Origin of the sequence: Buttiauxella massiliensis, assembly GCF_902500225.1 — a bacterium.
GTDB lineage: Bacteria > Pseudomonadota > Gammaproteobacteria > Enterobacterales > Enterobacteriaceae > Buttiauxella > Buttiauxella massiliensis.
In genome coordinates this window covers 280,578-298,708 of the sequence record NZ_LR722650.1, presented here as the reverse complement: position 1 = coordinate 298,708, position 18,131 = coordinate 280,578, and the positions used below count along the sequence as shown (strand labels likewise).

The following is an 18,131-nucleotide window of genomic DNA, read 5'->3' as shown; positions in this document are numbered from 1 at the left end:
GCGTCTCTTCTTGCCACCGTGTTTCGTTACCGAAATGTGGCTTGAAATCAGCCCTCGTTCAGGAGGTCAGCTGAAGGTTGCCAGGCTTTCTATATTGCCCGAAATAATGCTCCCGCAAGTGTTGATCTAAAAAGCCAGTAATTTGCGCTATAGCCGTTTGAACTTAACGGTCAAAAAGCATGCCAATCAAAGTGTGGTAGTGACTCTCTTCTTCAGGACCTGATGCTTCTTCAACCCGACGTAACAATTTTGTACAGATTGCTTTGCGGTTCAAACTGCGTCCGTCGCTCAGGATCTCCACCACTATTTGCCCGAGTGTTTCCTGCTGGGAAGGCAGGGCCGCTTTGGAGAAATATCGGGTGATAGCGTTAGCTGTATCGGGTACGTAGTTGTTCTGTTGCATCAGTCACTCCTGTAAATATGCAGTATTTAGTAATATGTACAAATAAAGTTATACAATGATTAAAAAGTTGTACATAGAAAAGTGTAAGGATTTTTCTTAAAAGCTTAAGCATTAAATGCTATACATTTAATTTCAATTAGTTAGCTTGGTAAGTAGTTTGAGTCTGCAACGTTCACTGTATAGGTTAATCATTTCATGGCCTCCGCAATGGCCAAAAACATGCGAATTCAAGCGTACATGTGTTTAGTTATTGTTAATAAGTTATTAATTTTAATGTATTTTAAGTGGGTGGTTTGGCAAGTCATCTGCTACTGTAAATGCCTAAACAGCTTTCTATTGGACACAGCATGCTTACAACCATCATTTACCGCAGTCATATCTGTAAAAACATACCGTTTCAATCAGTTACAGATATGGTTGCCGCTGCAAATGTTAAAAATGACCAGGCCGACGTGACTGGCATACTGCTGTTCAACGGCACGCATTTCTTTCAGATGATTGAAGGCCCGGAAGAGAGCGTTTTAAGTATTTACCAACATATTTGCCAGGATAATCGCCACTACAACATTGTTGAGCTGCTTTGTGATTACGCTCCCGCACGGCGGTTTGGAAAGACCGGTATGGAACTCTTTGATTTAAGAGAGTACGACAGGGATGAAGTGCTACAGGCTGTACTGGATAAAGGGACTTCGAAGTACCAGCTATTTTACAACGACCGTGCGCTTAAGTTTTTGCGTACATTTGTTGAAGCCACTGAAAAAGAAAACTATTTTGAAATTCCACCTGCAGATTCCTGGGTGTTTATCCCCGACAAAAAAGGGGTTCATACCGAAGCTGTTATTGCTGATAACACGGCAGATTGTAGTTTTGCTTTTCAGCCCATGGTTGACCCGTTTGCTCAGAAAATCTTGTCCATTGAAGCTTTGCTGCGCACACCTGGCGGGGATTCAACAGCCACCTATTTTGCTGGATTAAGCGGTAAGGCACTTTACGAGGCGGACCTCAATAGCAAAAAAGTCGCCTTTGCGATGGCGAGTGCGCTCAAACTTGGCGAGCAGTCTGTTTCGGTTAATTTGTTGCCAATGACGCTGGTGATGATTCCTGATGCGGTTGATTTCTTGTTAAGAGAGATTCAGACAAATGGACTTGTTCCAGAGCAGGTAACCGTAGAGTTTACTGAGAGCGAGGTGATATCGCGCATTGACGAGTTCACCGATGGAATCAGACAACTCAAAGCAGCAGGGATTAGCGTAGCGATAGATCACTTTGGCGCCGGATTTGGTGGGCTTTTGCTGCTGTCACAGTTTCAGCCAGACAGAATTAAAATTAACCGCGCGCTGATTAAGGATGTCCATAAAAGTGGCCCACGGCAGGCAATTATCCAGGCCATTATCAAATGCTGCGCATCGCTTGAGATATCCATTTCGGCGGTTGGAGTGGAGAAGGCGGAGGAGTGGATGTGGCTGGAATCAGCCGGAATCTCGCATTTTCAGGGCAACTTGTTTGCCTGTGCCCAACTCAGTGGCATATCCGCCGTAGCCTGGCCTGAAAGGAAAGCAGATCTCTAATTCAGGTTGTACAATGTAAAAAAGGTTGTACAACCAGCACGGAGTCGTTAGTTTCAACATGGACGTTTTAAGCTCACAACGAGGGATTAATGACCTTATACAGTATCGGTGAAGTTGCCGAACGATGCGCAATCAACCCTGTCACGCTGCGTGCGTGGCAACGCCGTTATGGATTATTCAAGCCGCAACGCAGTGAAGGCGGGCATCGACAGTTTGATGACGAAGATATCCTGCGTATTGAAGAGATTAAACGCCTGATAAAAAGTGGCGTGTCCGTAGGGAAGGTTAAAGCATTGCTGGAAGCGAGTCAGACGACGACTCATGACCATGAGGCATGGCGCTCACAGCAGGAAGAAGTAATGACTGTGCTGCGCCTTGTACAACCCGCAAAACTCCGCACGAAAATTGCAGATTTAGGTCAAGTATTTGCTGTTGATATCCTCATAGACCATGTTTTTATCCCGGTACGTCAGTGTCTTGGCCTGGATAAAAATACCGCAAGGGCAATGATTAGCCTTCTTGATGGATTGCTTATTGAGTACGTTATCCAGCGCCTCGCTGACTCTCGAAACAAAGAAGGTAAAGACACTTTACTGATCGGCTGGGAAAGCGAGGACAGAACCCGTCTTTGGCTAGAGGCCTGGCGTCTTTCACAGCATGGCTGGCGTCCTGATGTGCTGGCCGATCCTCTGGATTCACCTCGACCGGAATTATTTCCAGGCCAGCATATTTTTGTCTGGACAGGGAAGGTACTAACTTTGCGTCAACAGGAACAACTGGAACACTGGCAGAAGCAAGGCTTCGCCATTAAGTTTCATTCAGGCCAGTAACCAAATCGTGAGCTACAACCCTGTATAGAAATGCGGAACGTGGTTAATAGATAACTTCGCCAGAGTTCAGGCATAGCTAACAGGATGCAATATGGAAAATTACGCGAACATCAGCGGCGATTCACAAGTTGTCAGTTTCCAGATTGATACCAACTCGATCAAAGTCCGTTTTAAAAATAATCACGTTTATCTCTACGATCTTCGCCATCCAGGACCTGAACATCTGGAAAAGATGAAAGAGTTGGCTCGAGCTGGATGGGGCCTGAATACTTATATAGAAAGCGAAGTAAAATCCGATTACTCATCAAAAGTGTTTTAGCACGCAATACGGAACTGTGGATGGCTGCCAGTTAGCTATTTCAGTTCCGTTTTGTTTCCTGGTTTCAACCAAGGGCAATCGCATGCGAATCTGGTAAAGGGTGAGGTGAGTTAGCCTGGTGAATTCTGAGATGGTATCGAGTTTGTATCCTGATATGCAATTTAACATAATATACATTATGCGCACCAAGGTAAGTTAAGGCAGAATCCAGTGATTTCGTGGTTAGTCTTTACCATGCATAACATGTTCGTTCATTTGTCGCTTGGTTCGCATAACGGCTGAAATGTCTTGCGGCCTTTTATCTGAACTACGGGTCGTCCTGTTGTTTTTCTTCAGGACCCGATTTAAATGAAACGACTGATACTGACTTTGACTGCAACTGCATGCCTGACCTTTCCTGCACTAGCGACAGCAGCAAATCCGGCACTGTTGAGAATAAATGCGACGTGTAACGCTTATGCAAATATGTCGAGAATAGCCAGCCCGGATGTGGTTTATGAGATGTGCCTGAATGGAGCCAAAGAATCGATGCAAGGTCGAGACTCCGTATGCGAAAGCAAAATACGACAATTCAGGGAGCAAGCAGATACATTAGATGGAATGGGACGCGCTGAGTATATTGAAATCGCTCAGGCATATCGCATGGGTTGCAATGCAGGAAAACAACCATCTAAAATAAATGATGAAAGCAAATCAGCAAGAGCGAAAACTTTATCGCCAGAAGAAATAAAAGAAAGACAAGAGATACACAGTTATGGTGAGGAGATACGAAAAGTATTTGGCCAAATGCGGGCTGATGCACCCGCCTTGAAAGGACAGAGATGCTCTGTGAAAATATGGTTTTCTCAAAATGGCAATGTACTGTCTACAAAAGTTGAGTCTGGTGATGATGATGCATGCTCTTATATTTTAAGAAGAACTAAAGGTATGAAGCTCAGTCCAATGAACGACAGTCAGTATAAAGCATTCAGAAATACGCCAATTGATTTTGGTTTCTAGAAACAGACTTTGACAAAGTGAAGTTCTGATTCTTCTTTTATTAATATTGTTACGGGTCTTCACTTCTGTGGAGACTCTCTTTTCTTTTAATATTATATAGTAATTGTTATTTGTCAGCTCAAGCCGCATGGCTCTCCTGCGGAGGGCTTAAAACAAATGAAGTCCTTCATTGAACAATTAACAAATCAGAGGTAACAATAAGAAGATAAGAGGAAGTAACAAACATAATAAAACAATAAGAGTATATATAATAACAGCAACCCCGGAAGGGATTAGCCGAGCTTAGCATGGATATTTTAACCTGTAAACAAGGCACTCTTCTTTTTATTATTCTCACCCTATCGGGTAAAATCAGGACAATACCCACCTCACCCATCGCACGGTATGCCATTTAAAGAATGCAGGTAATGCAATCCATACAGTAAGGGCTTCACCCTCTTAAAATCGCATACAGAAAGCCACAGGTCACAAATCACCCATTCATAGAAATACTGTATAAACAGACAGCGGTTGAATATGCCCGACTTCACAGCCCTGAATCAGTAATAAGCACCCTTTTCTGCCCTGTTTATGCCGCACAGAACGCCCGTAGCATGCAGTAACTGGCTGACCTGATGCATAGACGCACTGACTCTGTGACAGCCCTGAGAGGCTTCTGCTGAACGGTAACACCAACTGGCACATTGTATCATTTGTAAGATTTTTTATTATATTTTTGAATGTATTACATGAATATAATCCCACACATTCCCCGCAGTGTTTGCCTGAATGAGCGCGAAAAGAAAAAGAGGACCCGCCCGGTTCTTTTTCCTCTCACCTTTTTCATTCTCAACATGCAGGAGATTTTATTGTGGACAGTTATAAAAGAAAGAATCGTAATAATCGTTATCATGAGAACTATACACATGATGTTCTCTATCCCGGAGCAGTATTCCAGACAAAGAAAGACGGAGAATGCACTGTTCTTGGTCGTTCCGAAGATAAGAGCAGGCGTGGTTATTACGTTATTCAGTTTAAGAACAGCAATATCATTAAGGAAGCCTATGGTGCACATATAAAATCAGGAAGCGTATCAGATGAAACATTCCCTGCCACAGAAGAAGAGCGGCAGCAGTTATTAATGAAGCCACGTTATTTTGATGTGGGTTATATTGGTAACGGAAAGCATTCAACCATTCAGAATGCTACAACCAATCAACGAACAAGGTCATTCATTCTCTGGCATAACATGCTGGCAAGATGTTATATGACATGCAAAGGAAAGCCCTATTTCAAAGGCTATAAAGGGGTGGTTGTTTGTGAAAGATGGCACAACTTTCAGAACTTTTGCAACGACCTTCCTGCACTTCACGGTTATAAAAAATGGAAGAACAATCCCGGTGAATATGAACTGGATAAAGATTTCTCTCATCGTCGTATTTATTCTCCGAATACCGTTGCTTTTATCAGTGTCACTGAGAATGCAAAAGAAGCAGGTTTACGACGTGCTGCAATGAAAATCACACGGGAACAATATCATTCAATAAACAGAAGGCGTGAAGAAATACTTCTCGATGCCGAAGAGGAGCTTAATAAGAGCAAAATCACTTATGAAATTATACTTTCCGGAAATATGAAAATAATCATATCCGAAACACCCTACGGAACGGTGGTATTCTGGCCATTAACGTGCAGGATTCAACGAAACAGCTACATGACAGAAGGAGATGCATCCGTTTATGTTCGTTATCTGAACTGGATTAAGCAGCAATGGGAAAGCAGAAATCCCTGCATAAACAGCGTTGCTGTAAGTTAGTGAAATATCATAAGATAGTCATAAAATAACAAGTGCAAATGCTGCGCTTATTCGATGTTTAAATATAAACAATTAAGGATGAATCTGTAATTCAGATGTTGCCGCAATGTTTATCATGACAGTAAATTAATGCTGCCTGATAATTCAGAGCTTAAGGCTAAATGTCAGCACTTCGTGCAGCCATTCAACATGTTCAACACATTATGCGCACCAAGATGAGTTAAGGCAGAATCCAGTGTTTAATCAACCTAATTGCCCTGGTTGCTGATAGCTTCTGGCAGTTCTTTCTCCAGCGCTGATACCATCACTCTGGCCATCTCATAGTTCGACTGACCACCACGATTTGTTTCGGTATTTGAAGGTGCTCAGATTTTTTCCTGATTAACCCGATTGGACAGCTCCTGATGGCTTTCTTTCCTTTCGCTATAGCGGTCGGCCAAATACTCAGTATGTCCTTTCAGGATTAACGTTATTTTGAATAGTTCTTCTGCGACATCCACAATCCGGTCATACCAGGCTGAGGGTTTCATTCGTCCTTCATCATCAAATTCTTGCCACGCCTTCGGTACCGATGACTGATTTGGAATGGTGAACATTCGCATCCAACGGCCAAGTATTCGCATCTGATTTACCGTATTGAATGACTGCGAACCGCCGCTAACCTGCATTACGGCCAGCGTTTTCCCTTGCGACGGACGAACAGCGCCTTCGCTCAATGGTATCCAGTCAATCTGGGCCTTCATCACTGAACTCATAGCTCCGTGTCTTTCCGGAGAACTCCACACCATTCCATCACACCACCTGACCAGTTCCCGCAATTCCAGCACTTTCGGATGGGTTTCGGGTGCATCATCAGGTAAAGGCAGGCCGGAAGGATTAAAGATTTTTACCTCAGCCCCCATTTCGCTAAGTAAACGCCCTGCTTCTTCGGCTGCAAACCGGCTGTACGATCGCTGCCGAACTGAGCCGTAGAGGATCAAAATGCGCGGCATCGTTTGGGTATCGCCTTGCAGTTTGCTGGCAATCTCATCATCAAAACATTCTCGTTCGATTGCTGATAAATGCGTCATGAAATTTCTCCATCTTAAAAACTAAGCTTCAAAAGCAAACATATATGATTTAACATATGTATCATGAATTCATAGCGAGGTTCAACATGCTACAGCCTGTTCAGCTTTTTAAACTGCTTGCCGATGAAACCCGTTCGACCATCGTGATGCTACTCCGGGAGTCCGGTGAGCTCTGTGTTTGTGATATCTGCGCAGTAACAGCAGAATCCCAACCGAAAATATCCCGTCATATGGCGCTGTTACGCGAAGCGGAGCTGGTCACCGATCGCCGGGAAGGAAAATGGGTGCACTATCGCTTGTCACCACACATGCCAGCCTGGGCTGCGACCATTATTGAATCCGCATGGAATAGTGAGCGCGATAACATCCAGAAAAAGCTCAGTGCAGCTTCATTATCCTCATGTTGATAACGAAGAAACACATTCACTTAATCAAATATGAATGGAGTCTGTAATGTTAGTGGCAAGTGCGATTTTTTTGTTCACTCTCGTTTTGGTCATCTGGCAACCCAGAGGTCTTGGGATTGGCTGGAGCGCCATGCTCGGTGCTGGTCTGGCATTACTAACAGGCGTCGTTCACCCTGGGGATATCCCGATAGTTTGGCAAATAGTCTGGAATGCGACGGCCACCTTTATCGCGGTGATAATCATCAGCCTACTGCTGGATGAATCTGGTTTCTTTGAATGGGCCGCATTGCATGTTGCACGCTGGGGCAATGGCCGAGGCCGACTGCTTTTTACCTGGATTGTTTTGCTGGGTGCAATGGTGGCAGCACTGTTTGCCAATGATGGTGCCGCACTTATCCTGACTCCGATTGTTATTGCGATGCTGCTGGCGCTGGGTTTCAGCCGGGGGGCTACGTTAGCCTTTGTCATGGCTGCAGGGTTTATCGCTGATACCGCCAGTCTGCCACTGATTGTCTCGAACCTGGTGAATATCGTTTCGGCGGATTTCTTTAATCTTGGATTCACACAATACGCAGCCGTAATGGTGCCGGTTAACCTTGTCGCCATTGCAACAACGCTGGTTATGTTGCACCTGTTTTTCCGTAAGGACATCCCCGCCGTTTACGATGTTTCCCTATTAAAAGAGCCCAAACAAGCAATCCGGGATGCCAGTACGTTTAAAGCCGGTTGGCTGGTTCTGCTTTTGCTTTTAGTGGGGTTCTTTGGCCTGGAACCACTCGGTGTACCAGTCAGTCTGGTGGCCGCCGTTGGAGCACTGATTCTGCTTGCTGTGGCAAAGATTGGTCATACCATTAATACTGGAAAAGTACTGCGTGGTGCGCCCTGGCAGATTGTTATTTTCTCACTGGGTATGTACCTGGTGGTCTACGGTTTGCGCAATGCGGGACTGACTCACTACCTTTCCGCCCTACTCAATCAACTTGCAGAGCAAGGTTTGTGGGTGTCGACATTAGGAACAGGGTTCCTGGCAGCCTTCCTATCTTCAGTTATGAACAATATGCCGACTGTTCTGATCGGGGCCCTGTCAATTGATGGCAGCGTAGCCTCGGGGGTTATCAAAGAAGCAATGATTTACGCCAATGTTATCGGTAGCGATCTGGGGCCGAAAATCACCCCTATTGGCAGTCTGGCAACATTGTTATGGCTGCATGTTTTGTCGCAGAAAAATATAACGGTTACCTGGGGATATTACTTCCGAGTAGGCATAGTCATGACTATTCCGGTGTTGTTCGTCACGCTTGCGGCATTAGCCCTGCGGTTGTCAGTCCCCCTATAACTGTTGTTTAAAGTACGGCCCTGGAAGAAATATTTTGTGGGCCTCAACAAGAGATCATCACGATGAGCAATGTCACTATTTATCATAATCCCGCTTGCGGAACGTCCCGCAACACATTGGAATTAATTCGCAACAGTGGTATTGAACCCACAGTTATTCTGTATCTGGAAACGCCGCCAACCCGTGATGAACTGAAAAAGTTAATCGCCGATATGGGGATCACGGTCCGTGCGTTATTACGTAAGAATGTTGAACCTTACGAACAATTAGGGTTGGCAAGCGACACCTTCAGTGACGACCAGTTGATTGCTTTCATGTTGCAGCACCCGATACTGATTAACCGGCCAATTGTTGTCACGCCATTGGGTACCCGTCTATGTCGGCCTTCAGAGATAGTTCTGGATATATTGACTGATGGGCAACGTGGCGCATTCACCAAAGAGGATGGTGAGCAGGTTGTTGATGAGCAAGGCAAGAAGATCGATAAATAGAGGACAATCAACGAACTATTAGCCGCTGCGGGTTTTAATTCTTGCAGCGGCTATTTGCTGAGTTTGTGCAGGAATAGAATTCCTTGGTTCACCATGCTTCTGGTTCGCGAAGCATATGTACAATATTACAGGGGCTCATGACCCATCCTCCTTTAAACCCCTCGGGCAAAGGCTCGACAGCATCACATCTGACAACTCCACACTTATCCATATGTGTTTCAGCTGACTTAAAATCGGGTGTGAACATTTCAAGCCAGACCTCAGCCTGGCTCAGACCTGGTGCTTCATCAATCCACAAACGGTTCGGGCCAAATTCAAACCCGGTAGCGGGTGATTTATCCGTGATTTCCTTGAGTCCGATGGCATTACGATAAAAATCAAGCGTCTGCTGGTATTGGTGTGATGGCACTTTAATCGCAATATCAATACCACCCTTAATTTCTGCATTCATAACACTTTCTCCAGGCTAAACATTGCAAAAAGCAGAACAGTTCAAGTCAGATTTTGAGGAAAAGACGAGCCATTACGCTCATCTGTCAGGATAGTCGAGAGGGAGAAAATTAGGTGGGCTACAGCTCAATGGACATGTCCATACAGCGCAGGTTTGCCTGAGCAAGAGCAGAAGAATAGAGGTTTTCTCGTAATAGAATAAAGCCATGTTTTTCATAGAAAGATTGCGCGTTAGGCGTCGAGGACAATGTTAATTGTTTAAAGCCACGTTTACGCCCTTCTTCTTTAATCACTTCCAGAATAATTCCGGCAAACCCTTTGCCTATATAATCGGGGGCGGTAAAAATAGCCTCAACACTCCCCTCGGAAAGGTCGAGATAACCTGTGGCAACAGGTCGATTGTCTCGCCCATCAACGACGAAAAATGGATTGGCCTCGATAACCACTCTGTAACTTTCAGGCATCGCTTCAGGTGTCCATGCTGCAATTACTGCAGCGCTGTAGCTATTCTGGCATCCATGGCGTATAGCTTGATTTCTGATGTTCCAGCACTCTTCTGCCTCTGCAGGCGTTGCCAATCTAACTTTCATCGCTTCACTCCCCATTTGCGCGAATTTACTTAAATCACGTTTTTCACCCGAACCTTTACTTTTTTCATACCCTATTTAAAATGTCCATAATCATTTCTTCTTTAAAGGTATTCGTCCAATGCGCCATTGATGCTGCCGTCTGTCTGACGGCCAATTTACTTGTCCCGACTTATCGGGCCAGTTTGTGGCATCTATGGAGTAGTTACATGACGAATTCATTCATTACGCTTGAAAGCGTATCTTTTGTATTACCTGACGGCACTCCGCTGTTCTCTCAACTCAATGAATCTTTCGACTCACGCCATACAGGTCTTGTTGGGCGAAACGGTGTGGGTAAAAGCGTTCTCACGCAAGTTCTGGCCGGGATAATCCCTCCTTCATCGGGCAGATGTAACTGTTCCGGCGTTGCGTATTATCTGGCTCAGCAAACCCACTATCAGGCAGAAATGACCGTTGCAGAACTCGCAGGGGTTCAATCCATTATTGGCGCACTTGAGCGCATCGAAATGGGTAGTGTCTCAATGGCAGATTTTGAATTGGTCGGCCAGCAGTGGGACATACGCCAGCGTTTGGACATTGAGTTAGAGCGGTGCGAATTGGGGCATCTTGCGCCATCAACACCTGTCAGCCAGTTGAGTGGCGGCGAAGCCATGCGCGTGTCACTCATAGGAGCCTTGCTTTCACAGGCCGATTTTTTGATTCTCGATGAGCCCAGTAACCACCTTGATAGAGCAAACCGTCTTGCATTGATTGCTCAGTTACAACGCTGGCCCGCCGGGCTACTGGTGGTAAGCCATGATCGAGAATTGCTGGAATCGATGCAGCGGATTGTTGAGCTGTCATCCATCGGCTTGAACAATTATGGCGGCAATTATTCGTTTTACGTTCAGCAAAAAGCGCAAGAAACACAAAGCGCACTTCAGTTGCTGGAACAGCGAAAACGTGAACGCCAGCGCGAACAGAAGAGCCTTCAGGATCAGAAGGAACGTTTAGAGAAACGGCAATCGCGTGGTCATCGCCAGGGGCGAGAAGCTAATCAGGCTAAAATTTTGCTGGGCGGACTAAAGCAACGCAGTGAATCGTCGGCCGGTAAATTAAATCAACTCCATCTCGCCGCTCAGGAATTACTTGATCAACGCGTGCATGAAGCGGCAACGCGCGTTGAAGATAATGCTGAAATCGTTGTGCATTCGCTTGCTGTGAACTCTCCTTCACGGCGGCTGGTTGCAGAGCTAAATCAGATACAACTGCCCTTCGTGACAGCTTTTTCTTCACCATTGAACCTGTCGATATACGCTCAGCAACGCATCGGTATCGTTGGATGTAACGGCTGCGGAAAATCGACACTTTTAAACGTACTATCTGGCAAACTTCAGCAATCAAGCGGTGCTTTCCGTATCCCACATGGCCATACCTTACTTAATCAACATCTCGACAACCTTGATCCGCAACGTTCAGTTCTGGAGCAGATACGTGAAGTCAACCGCAATGCCAGTGAGGCTGATTTGCGCATGCGGCTTGCGCAGTTGGGCCTGGATGCTCACAAAATCCAAATTGCCAGCGGATGCCTGAGTGGTGGTGAGCGCCTGAAAGCTGCGCTGGCGTGTGTGTTGTACGCTGACCCTATTCCCCAACTATTGCTGCTGGATGAACCCAGCAATAATCTCGATTTGCCTTCTATTCAGGCACTTGAAACAATGCTGCGGACTTATCAGGGGGCTCTGGTGGTGGTTTCGCACGATGATACATTCTTGAAGAACCTGAATTTAACGGAACGCTTATCTATCACCGAGGGTTGCTGGCAACTTGACGCGTGTTAAACGATTAAGGGGAAATAAAAGGTCATCAGTATGATAGCTAGTTTGTGACACTTGATTTGATCATCATGTTTTTAATAGGCTCTTTGTCGTTACCACAATGGCTATCGCGCAATTTTGCAAAGCAGAAGGTGAATGATCGTTGAATACGAATAAATATGGTCAGCCTGTGGGTTTCCCGCTTTCCGACTGGCAACCTGCACCCTTTCCGGCCCGAGCCCAGCTCTGTGGCCATCACTGTTATCTTTTACCTCTTGAAACCAGCCATTGCGGTGATCTTCTTGAAGCGTTCTCACAGGCGTCTGATGATAGAGACTGGACCTGGCTTGGTGCTGAGCAGCCTACCTGCTTACAGAAAATGCAGCTTTGGGTTGAGAATAAAATTAACGATTCCGGGCTGGTTGCATGGGCCGTGGCCGAAATAAACAGTGGTCTTCCGGTTGGTGTCGTCTGCTTTAGCAATATTGATGTTGTTAACGGTGCGATCGAAATAGGACATGTCACTTGGTCACCCAGGATGCAACGAACCGCCATGGGCACAGAAGCCATATTTTTGTTGCTGAAAAATGCATTTTCTCTGGGCTATCGACGCGTGGCATGGCGTTGTGACTCGCTCAACCTGGCTTCCAGAAATGCGGCAGACAGACTGGGATTCACATTTGAAGGACGCTTCCGTCAGGCCATGACACGCAAACAACGCAACCGTGACACGGACTGGTTATCTATTATCGATATTGAATGGCCAACAGTAGAAAGCGCACTTTCAGGCTGGCTTTCACCGGGCAATTTCAGTGCTCGCGGAGAGCAAAAGCGAAAACTTGCGAGTTTTCGAAGTAACCCATAACGTTTTCAATACTGATGCAATATGGTCGCTGGTGCGGCCATATTTGCTCCATCGTATTACGCGCTATTGCCCGCTATCAGTGATTTCAGCCCTAAGCCATTGCTCGAAAGCCTGTAGTGCGGCGTCATTTATTCCAGTCTCTACTGGTTTCACCAGGCAAAAGATTTTACTCAGCACTTCAGATTTGGGCCAGGGCGCTGCAAGTGCCCCACTGCTGAGATCTTTTTCAACATACATCCACGGTACTAATGCAACGCCATCCCCTGCCAGCGCCGCTGCGATTGCCATTTCGTGAAGGTCATATCTGACCCCTTGAGCCGGGTTATCAAGGACAATTCCACTTTCACAAGCGTAGCTATACCAGGCCTCCGGATTTTGTCTGCGATGAATTCGCGGTAGCTCGTTCAACAGGCTGGAAAGATCTTTATCTGTAAGCAGCTCTGGATGACATACCGGAACCAGATTCTCCTTAAACAGGAAATCCATGCGCATACCCGCCCACGCGGGGTGATCAAAATGCACTGCCGCATCAAAGCCACTACCGGTAAGAATAAATGGATCGATTCTGGCCGCTATATTCAGTGTGATGTCTGGATGCTGCTTTCTGAAACCGCTCAAGCGAGGAATGAGCCAGCGGCTGGCAAAGGTCGGCAGCGCAGCTAACTCCAGACTTCTGTTTCCTTCCGGCATTCCCGTTATGTATTGAGTATCTCGGTCCAGGCGCTCAAGCGTTTCACCCACGTGACGTGCATAGCGCGCCCCGACAGGATTGAGCTTCACGCGACTTCCCGTTCGGTCAAATAGTTTACATTTCAGTAGCGATTCGAGGCGTGCAATTTGACGGCTGATGGCGCCTTCTGTGAGCGAGAGTTCTTCTGCCGCACGGGCAAAATTACCGTGCCTTGCTGCGGCTTCAAAAGCCAGCAACGAAGCGCTACTGGGGATATTTCTACGCATAACCGCTGCCTTTTTTGTTGAGGGTGGGTTTTATCATCAGTGACAAAATGTCACTGAATCATGAAATAATATCGATTCAGAAGCGATAATACAGCGTGTAGCATGACGAAATATCAGTTGAAGGATTATTCCTTCTCCACAATTTGTCTTGCTCTCAAGAGGAACCGTTCATGAGCTATCCGTCCTTTGCATCTCATCAAATCGGTGATTACCAGGTTACCGTCCTGAGTGACGGAAATATGTCTGCGAGTCTTGAATTATTGTGCGGTATTGATATTGCTGAGGCTGGTGAAATACAGCGTAATGCCGGGATTTCTGAACCAGGCAATATTCACATCAACTGTTATCTTATCCGTGGCGCTGGGCGAACCATTTTGGTTGATGCGGGTACAGGTGGTCTGAATAATGCTGGAGGGAAGCTCAAGGAAAACCTTTATGCGGCCGGCAGTAGCCCAGAAGAAATCGACACCCTTCTTTTAACGCACGGTCATCCTGATCATATTGGCGGCCTGCTCGATATTGAGGGGCACCCCGTTTTTAAGAATGCGACACTCCATCTTAATGCTCTGGAAGCAAAATACTGGCGCAATGATACCTGGCAAAAACAAGCAAGTGAGCGTGGTCAACGCAATTTTGCACTGGTGCGCCGAACGCTGGATGCCTATGAAAAGAGTGTCAGATTTTTGGATGGGAATGAGATTGCTAAGGGTATTCATCCGGTCTGGCTACCGGGGCACACGCCAGGTCACACCGGGTTTCGCATTGAGTCGGATAATAAAAGCCTGGTGATATGGGGAGATATTGTCCATTTCCCACATATTCAATCAGCACAACCGGCTGTTTCTATTGCGTTTGACTGCGACCCTGTTCAAGCGGAAGCAACCAGGAAAAGAATTCTGGAACAAGCAGCCCGAGAAAAATGGCTCATTGCAGGCATGCACTTTGCCAGACCGGGATTTGCTCACGTTATTCCTGAAAATGATGGGTATCGTATCGCATACGTTGAAGCTTAACAGGCTGCTGAAGAGCAAAGGATTGCTCGGAATCAATGCTTTGAAAATTTCGTTTTATTCAATTCACAGTGAGCTGGAATAACCGTAAAAAAGCGACTTTGCCCTTTTCTGTAATTACCACTTCTCTGTAACCAGCGATTTTAGTTATCCACCCCTTTTGTTCAAAGAACAGCATCAGTGCAGCACCGGCATTGCCTCCAAGGTGAAATCTTCTCTCGCTCCAGTCAAGGCAAGCACAGGAGCTTTTGCGCCTGCTATTAGGATCGATGAGCACGCCCATCTTCTGAAACTGGAGCGTTCCCATCGGCGAAAGCAGATTACCATCAGGAGAAAACCAGCCTTCTTTGAACATGAAGTTATAGATTCCAACAGCAACTTCTCCGGCCATATGGTCGTAGCATGTCCGGGCAACACGTAAATGTGACGGTGTTTTGGTCTCAAGCGTTTTTCCACTGTGCACTGATACCACCATCAAAGTTTCAAGAAGAGCTGCAATATCGCTTCCAGCCAGGCGGTAATAACGATGCCGCCCTTGAGACAGGCATGTAACTAAGCGGCTATTAAGCAGTTTTGCGAGATGCGCGCTTGTTGTTGATGCGGCGATATTGGCAACCGTACTTAATTCTGTTGCCGTCCATGCCCGACCATCCATTAGCGCACAAAGAATGCTGACCCGCGATGGGTCAGCAATAGCCGATGCAACAACTGACATGGATGTTTCGAGATAGTCAGTTTCATCAACAGCAGTTTTTGAAACTTTTAAATTCATTCCGCAGGCACTTCCCATTGTTTGGTTACTTTAGCGGCAAGGTCGTTATTGTCGGTCAGAAGAATCAAACGATTATGATGATCGCTATATTGTACATTGATATTAATTCCATTCAGAGAAATGACATTGGCAATTTCACCAAGCTCTCCAGGCTTTTCTTGTTTTAACTTTCTGATTAATGGCAATGTGATATTTTTAACATTCAAACCAGCCTCGCTAAGCACTTGCCTCGCAAGCTCACCATCTTCAACCAGAAAATGAGCATGGCTTTCATCACCGATGGTAAAAACTCCGCCGCCTTCAAGTCCTACCCCGCTTTGGCCCAGTAAAGATCCCAGCGATGACAGTGCCCCCGGAGTATTGGTAAGAATAACGTGAATGTCATACATGGCCAGAATCTCTATTTTCAGATGAATAATCGCGCAGGACATGTGCAACTCTGATTCTGTAAAAAGAAAATATAGATTCCCGCCCTTCAAATTGAGCAGCCTGGTGTTTTAGGTTTTGTTTCCACGTTATGACAGACTCTTCACTTTCCCACCATGACAGCGACAGGATTTTTCCTACGGTATTCAAACTTTGAAAACGTTCAATTGAAATAAAACCTGCAATTTGCTCCAGCTCTGGCTTTAATTCTGCAGCCAGTTGTAGATACCGCTCTTGTTGTGTAGGTATGGCATTCGCTTCAAAAAGTACCGCAATCATAATACTGCTCCTGAATGTACGCTTGTGAAGCCTACTATAGGGATTCAATAAGATGATGCTTCGTTGGTAAGCGAAGTATGAATGTTCAGGAGAAGTTTCAGGGGTTTTAATCGCCATTACGTGCGCTGATTTGTATGCTCAGCGCAGGTTCTTTGGCGCAATTCGCCAGAGAGAATCTTCATAAAAGATGAGGATTGCTGGCGTTAGCCGCTACGATCTATGGGCAACAGTATTAGCGAGGTACAACAAACAGTGATTTGCATTTTGGGCAGAGCAATGTTTGCCCCTGGCGAATTTTGTTAGCGGGAAAAGAGGCTTTATTTCCACAGATTGGACATGTCACAGTGCCATTTGTGGCGTTACTAAAGCGCTTCATTGCATAATCGAATATAGACATGATGATTAGCCTTTCAATGAATGAGGTTCATCGTATCACGCCCTGATCAAATAGCGCACAAATTATCCAGCAGATAATTGAATCTTAAATTAATAAAAATATCTTTAGCCATATAATTAAATATTTACCATTAAAAAACTGCACCTTAATGCGTTGAATATCCAACAGTTGGGGTGCAGTTCAGGTCATTCAATTATAGTAATTTAAAATGTCTGCCAGTGACCTTCTGATGCATGTTTTTCCTGCTTCGTTGGGACTAAGAGCGGAGCCACAGGCATCGTGTTTTTATCTTCACCATTCAAGCGTAAATTATTGGTTCTTTTTTGAAGTTCTACGACCTGGTTTTTTAGAACATCTGAGGATTCTGCGAGTTCCACAACGACTGCAGCATTACTCAGAGTGACTTTTTCCAGCTCGGACAAAGCAATGGTTATTTGTTGAATACCTTTTTCCTGCTCGTTCGTCGATATGAAAATATGCTCCATCAGCATGTTAAGATCATCTGATCCTGAAACGATGTCGTGCATATTTTTTTCTGCTTCAGATACAAGTTTTGCACCCTGCATTACATTGGTATTTGTTTTTTCAATCAGTGCTTTTATGTTTTTGGCAGACTCAGAGCTTTTTTGAGCTAACACCCGGACTTCACCCGCCACCACTGCAAATCCTTTGCCGTGCTCACCAGCTCGCGCGGCTTCAACCGCTGCATTAAGCGCCAGGATATTCGTCTGAAACGCTATCCCATCGATAATGCTAATAATTTCGGTCATTTTCTTCGAACAATCAGTAATTGATACCATATTCTCAGTGAGTTTATGCATCAACTGACTTCCATGGCCTGCAGATTTATGGGCTTCATTGGTGATATCGTTTAACTGGCGGGTGTTTTCTGCATTGCTCTTGGTCCCCGCTGAAATCTCTTCCATGCTTGATGCGGTTTGCATCAGCATGGCCGATTGTTGTTCAGTTTTGACTGATAGTTCGGCACTTTGGTTAGCCAGCTTGCCGGATAAAATGCTGGCCGAATTGGATGATTTTCTTATATCCATGACCAGACTGGATATTTCTTTTGCGAGGCTATTTATCCCTGGAATTAATTTCCCCGCACAGTTATTGCCAAACTCGCGGATAGAAATTGATAAATTCCCTGAGTTGATTTCATCAATATTTCTTTTAACCTCGTTAATCGGCCTCACAAGATATTTAGTCATGTAAAACCATAAGGTTGAGATCAAGACAACGCCGACGATGTTCAACATGAGGATGACACTCACGTTTGCTACCAGAAGGAAGGCCATAAGATCAATGAAGACAAAAGAGGCAGATATAAAAACAAGGATAACGGTTCTTACGCTGTAGTTGTTAAGCATA

General features: G+C 45.5%; 21 protein-coding genes. 11 read left to right on the top strand and 10 right to left on the bottom strand.

Annotated elements, in window-relative coordinates; translation table 11 throughout:
• Positions 1 to 163: 163 nt before the first annotated feature.
• On the bottom strand, positions 164 to 403 hold the full coding sequence (ycgZ, locus tag GC128_RS05895) for a regulatory protein YcgZ (protein WP_151993525.1): 240 nt from the start codon (positions 401 to 403) through the stop codon (positions 164 to 166).
• A 347-nt stretch (positions 404 to 750) separates the two neighbouring features.
• On the opposite strand from ycgZ, the gene GC128_RS05890 reads away from it, so the two are divergent.
• The 5 genes from GC128_RS05890 (at position 751) to GC128_RS05870 (ending at position 5,914) form a co-directional block, all read left to right on the top strand.
• The gene (locus tag GC128_RS05890) at positions 751 to 1,971 is read left to right on the top strand and encodes a diguanylate phosphodiesterase (RefSeq protein WP_151993633.1); all 1,221 of its coding nucleotides are present in this window, start codon (positions 751 to 753) and stop codon (positions 1,969 to 1,971) included.
• Positions 1,972 to 2,060: 89 nt separating this feature from the next.
• Positions 2,061 to 2,801, top strand: a complete 741-nt coding sequence (locus GC128_RS05885; RefSeq protein ID WP_151993524.1) for a MerR family transcriptional regulator — start codon at positions 2,061 to 2,063, stop codon at positions 2,799 to 2,801.
• 91 nt (positions 2,802 to 2,892) lie between these two features.
• Positions 2,893 to 3,120 (top strand): hypothetical protein, encoded by a 228-nt coding sequence (locus tag GC128_RS05880; protein WP_034455569.1) that lies wholly within the window; start codon positions 2,893 to 2,895, stop codon positions 3,118 to 3,120.
• A 348-nt stretch (positions 3,121 to 3,468) separates the two neighbouring features.
• The gene (locus GC128_RS05875; RefSeq protein ID WP_151993523.1) at positions 3,469 to 4,119 is read left to right on the top strand and encodes a cell envelope integrity TolA C-terminal domain-containing protein; all 651 of its coding nucleotides are present in this window, start codon (positions 3,469 to 3,471) and stop codon (positions 4,117 to 4,119) included.
• Positions 4,120 to 4,969: 850 nt separating this feature from the next.
• On the top strand, positions 4,970 to 5,914 hold the full coding sequence (locus GC128_RS05870; RefSeq protein ID WP_151993522.1) for a hypothetical protein: 945 nt from the start codon (positions 4,970 to 4,972) through the stop codon (positions 5,912 to 5,914).
• Between the two features lie 365 nt (positions 5,915 to 6,279).
• On the opposite strand, the gene arsH is transcribed toward GC128_RS05870, so the two are convergent.
• The gene (gene arsH, locus GC128_RS05865) at positions 6,280 to 6,984 is read right to left on the bottom strand and encodes an arsenical resistance protein ArsH (protein ID WP_151993521.1); all 705 of its coding nucleotides are present in this window, start codon (positions 6,982 to 6,984) and stop codon (positions 6,280 to 6,282) included.
• A gap of 86 nt (positions 6,985 to 7,070) precedes the next feature.
• Here arsH and GC128_RS05860 point away from each other — a divergent pair, with 86 nt between their 5' ends.
• From GC128_RS05860 to arsC, 3 genes are all read left to right on the top strand, one after another.
• Positions 7,071 to 7,391: a metalloregulator ArsR/SmtB family transcription factor gene (locus tag GC128_RS05860; protein ID WP_034455583.1), complete on the top strand. Its 321-nt coding sequence runs from the start codon at positions 7,071 to 7,073 to the stop codon at positions 7,389 to 7,391.
• Between the two features lie 46 nt (positions 7,392 to 7,437).
• Positions 7,438 to 8,727, top strand: coding sequence for an arsenic transporter (locus GC128_RS05855; protein ID WP_151993520.1), 1,290 nt, complete (start codon positions 7,438 to 7,440; stop codon positions 8,725 to 8,727).
• A gap of 62 nt (positions 8,728 to 8,789) precedes the next feature.
• Positions 8,790 to 9,218, top strand: a complete 429-nt coding sequence (gene arsC / locus GC128_RS05850) for a glutaredoxin-dependent arsenate reductase (RefSeq protein WP_151993519.1) — start codon at positions 8,790 to 8,792, stop codon at positions 9,216 to 9,218.
• Between the two features lie 88 nt (positions 9,219 to 9,306).
• Here the strand turns inward: arsC and GC128_RS05845 are convergent, their stop codons facing one another.
• Positions 9,307 to 9,669, bottom strand: coding sequence for a VOC family protein (locus GC128_RS05845; protein ID WP_151993518.1), 363 nt, complete (start codon positions 9,667 to 9,669; stop codon positions 9,307 to 9,309).
• A gap of 118 nt (positions 9,670 to 9,787) precedes the next feature.
• Complete coding sequence (locus GC128_RS05840; protein WP_151993517.1) at positions 9,788 to 10,258, bottom strand: GNAT family N-acetyltransferase; 471 nt, start codon at positions 10,256 to 10,258, stop codon at positions 9,788 to 9,790.
• A gap of 206 nt (positions 10,259 to 10,464) precedes the next feature.
• Here GC128_RS05840 and GC128_RS05835 point away from each other — a divergent pair, with 206 nt between their 5' ends.
• The gene (locus GC128_RS05835) at positions 10,465 to 12,078 is read left to right on the top strand and encodes an ABC-F family ATP-binding cassette domain-containing protein (RefSeq protein ID WP_151993516.1); all 1,614 of its coding nucleotides are present in this window, start codon (positions 10,465 to 10,467) and stop codon (positions 12,076 to 12,078) included.
• Positions 12,079 to 12,217: 139 nt separating this feature from the next.
• A complete protein-coding gene (locus tag GC128_RS05830) occupies positions 12,218 to 12,919 on the top strand; it encodes a GNAT family N-acetyltransferase (RefSeq protein ID WP_151993515.1) in 702 nt (233 codons plus the stop codon).
• A gap of 63 nt (positions 12,920 to 12,982) precedes the next feature.
• Here the strand turns inward: GC128_RS05830 and GC128_RS05825 are convergent, their stop codons facing one another.
• The gene (locus GC128_RS05825) at positions 12,983 to 13,876 is read right to left on the bottom strand and encodes a LysR substrate-binding domain-containing protein (RefSeq protein ID WP_151993514.1); all 894 of its coding nucleotides are present in this window, start codon (positions 13,874 to 13,876) and stop codon (positions 12,983 to 12,985) included.
• A gap of 170 nt (positions 13,877 to 14,046) precedes the next feature.
• Here GC128_RS05825 and GC128_RS05820 point away from each other — a divergent pair, with 170 nt between their 5' ends.
• Positions 14,047 to 14,889, top strand: a complete 843-nt coding sequence (locus GC128_RS05820; RefSeq protein WP_151993513.1) for an MBL fold metallo-hydrolase — start codon at positions 14,047 to 14,049, stop codon at positions 14,887 to 14,889.
• Positions 14,890 to 14,947: 58 nt separating this feature from the next.
• Here the strand turns inward: GC128_RS05820 and GC128_RS05815 are convergent, their stop codons facing one another.
• The 5 genes from GC128_RS05815 to GC128_RS05800 all read right to left on the bottom strand — a co-directional run bounded on the left by GC128_RS05815 (position 14,948) and on the right by GC128_RS05800 (position 18,130).
• Complete coding sequence (locus tag GC128_RS05815; RefSeq protein ID WP_151993512.1) at positions 14,948 to 15,658, bottom strand: ArsR/SmtB family transcription factor; 711 nt, start codon at positions 15,656 to 15,658, stop codon at positions 14,948 to 14,950.
• Positions 15,655 to 16,047 carry an amino acid-binding protein gene (locus GC128_RS05810; protein WP_151993632.1) on the bottom strand — a complete coding sequence of 131 codons (393 nt, stop codon included), beginning with the start codon at positions 16,045 to 16,047 and terminating at the stop codon, positions 15,655 to 15,657. Before GC128_RS05810 ends, GC128_RS05815 begins: the two co-directional genes overlap by 4 nt.
• On the bottom strand, positions 16,040 to 16,363 hold the full coding sequence (locus tag GC128_RS05805; RefSeq protein WP_151993511.1) for an antibiotic biosynthesis monooxygenase family protein: 324 nt from the start codon (positions 16,361 to 16,363) through the stop codon (positions 16,040 to 16,042). The genes GC128_RS05810 and GC128_RS05805 overlap by 8 nt, the downstream gene beginning before the upstream one ends.
• Positions 16,364 to 16,595: 232 nt before the next feature.
• Positions 16,596 to 16,760, bottom strand: coding sequence for a YnfU family zinc-binding protein (locus tag GC128_RS23055; RefSeq protein WP_226812007.1), 165 nt, complete (start codon positions 16,758 to 16,760; stop codon positions 16,596 to 16,598).
• Between the two features lie 203 nt (positions 16,761 to 16,963).
• Positions 16,964 to 18,130 (bottom strand): methyl-accepting chemotaxis protein, encoded by a 1,167-nt coding sequence (locus tag GC128_RS05800; protein WP_151993510.1) that lies wholly within the window; start codon positions 18,128 to 18,130, stop codon positions 16,964 to 16,966.
• Between the last annotated feature and the right edge of the window lies 1 nt (position 18,131).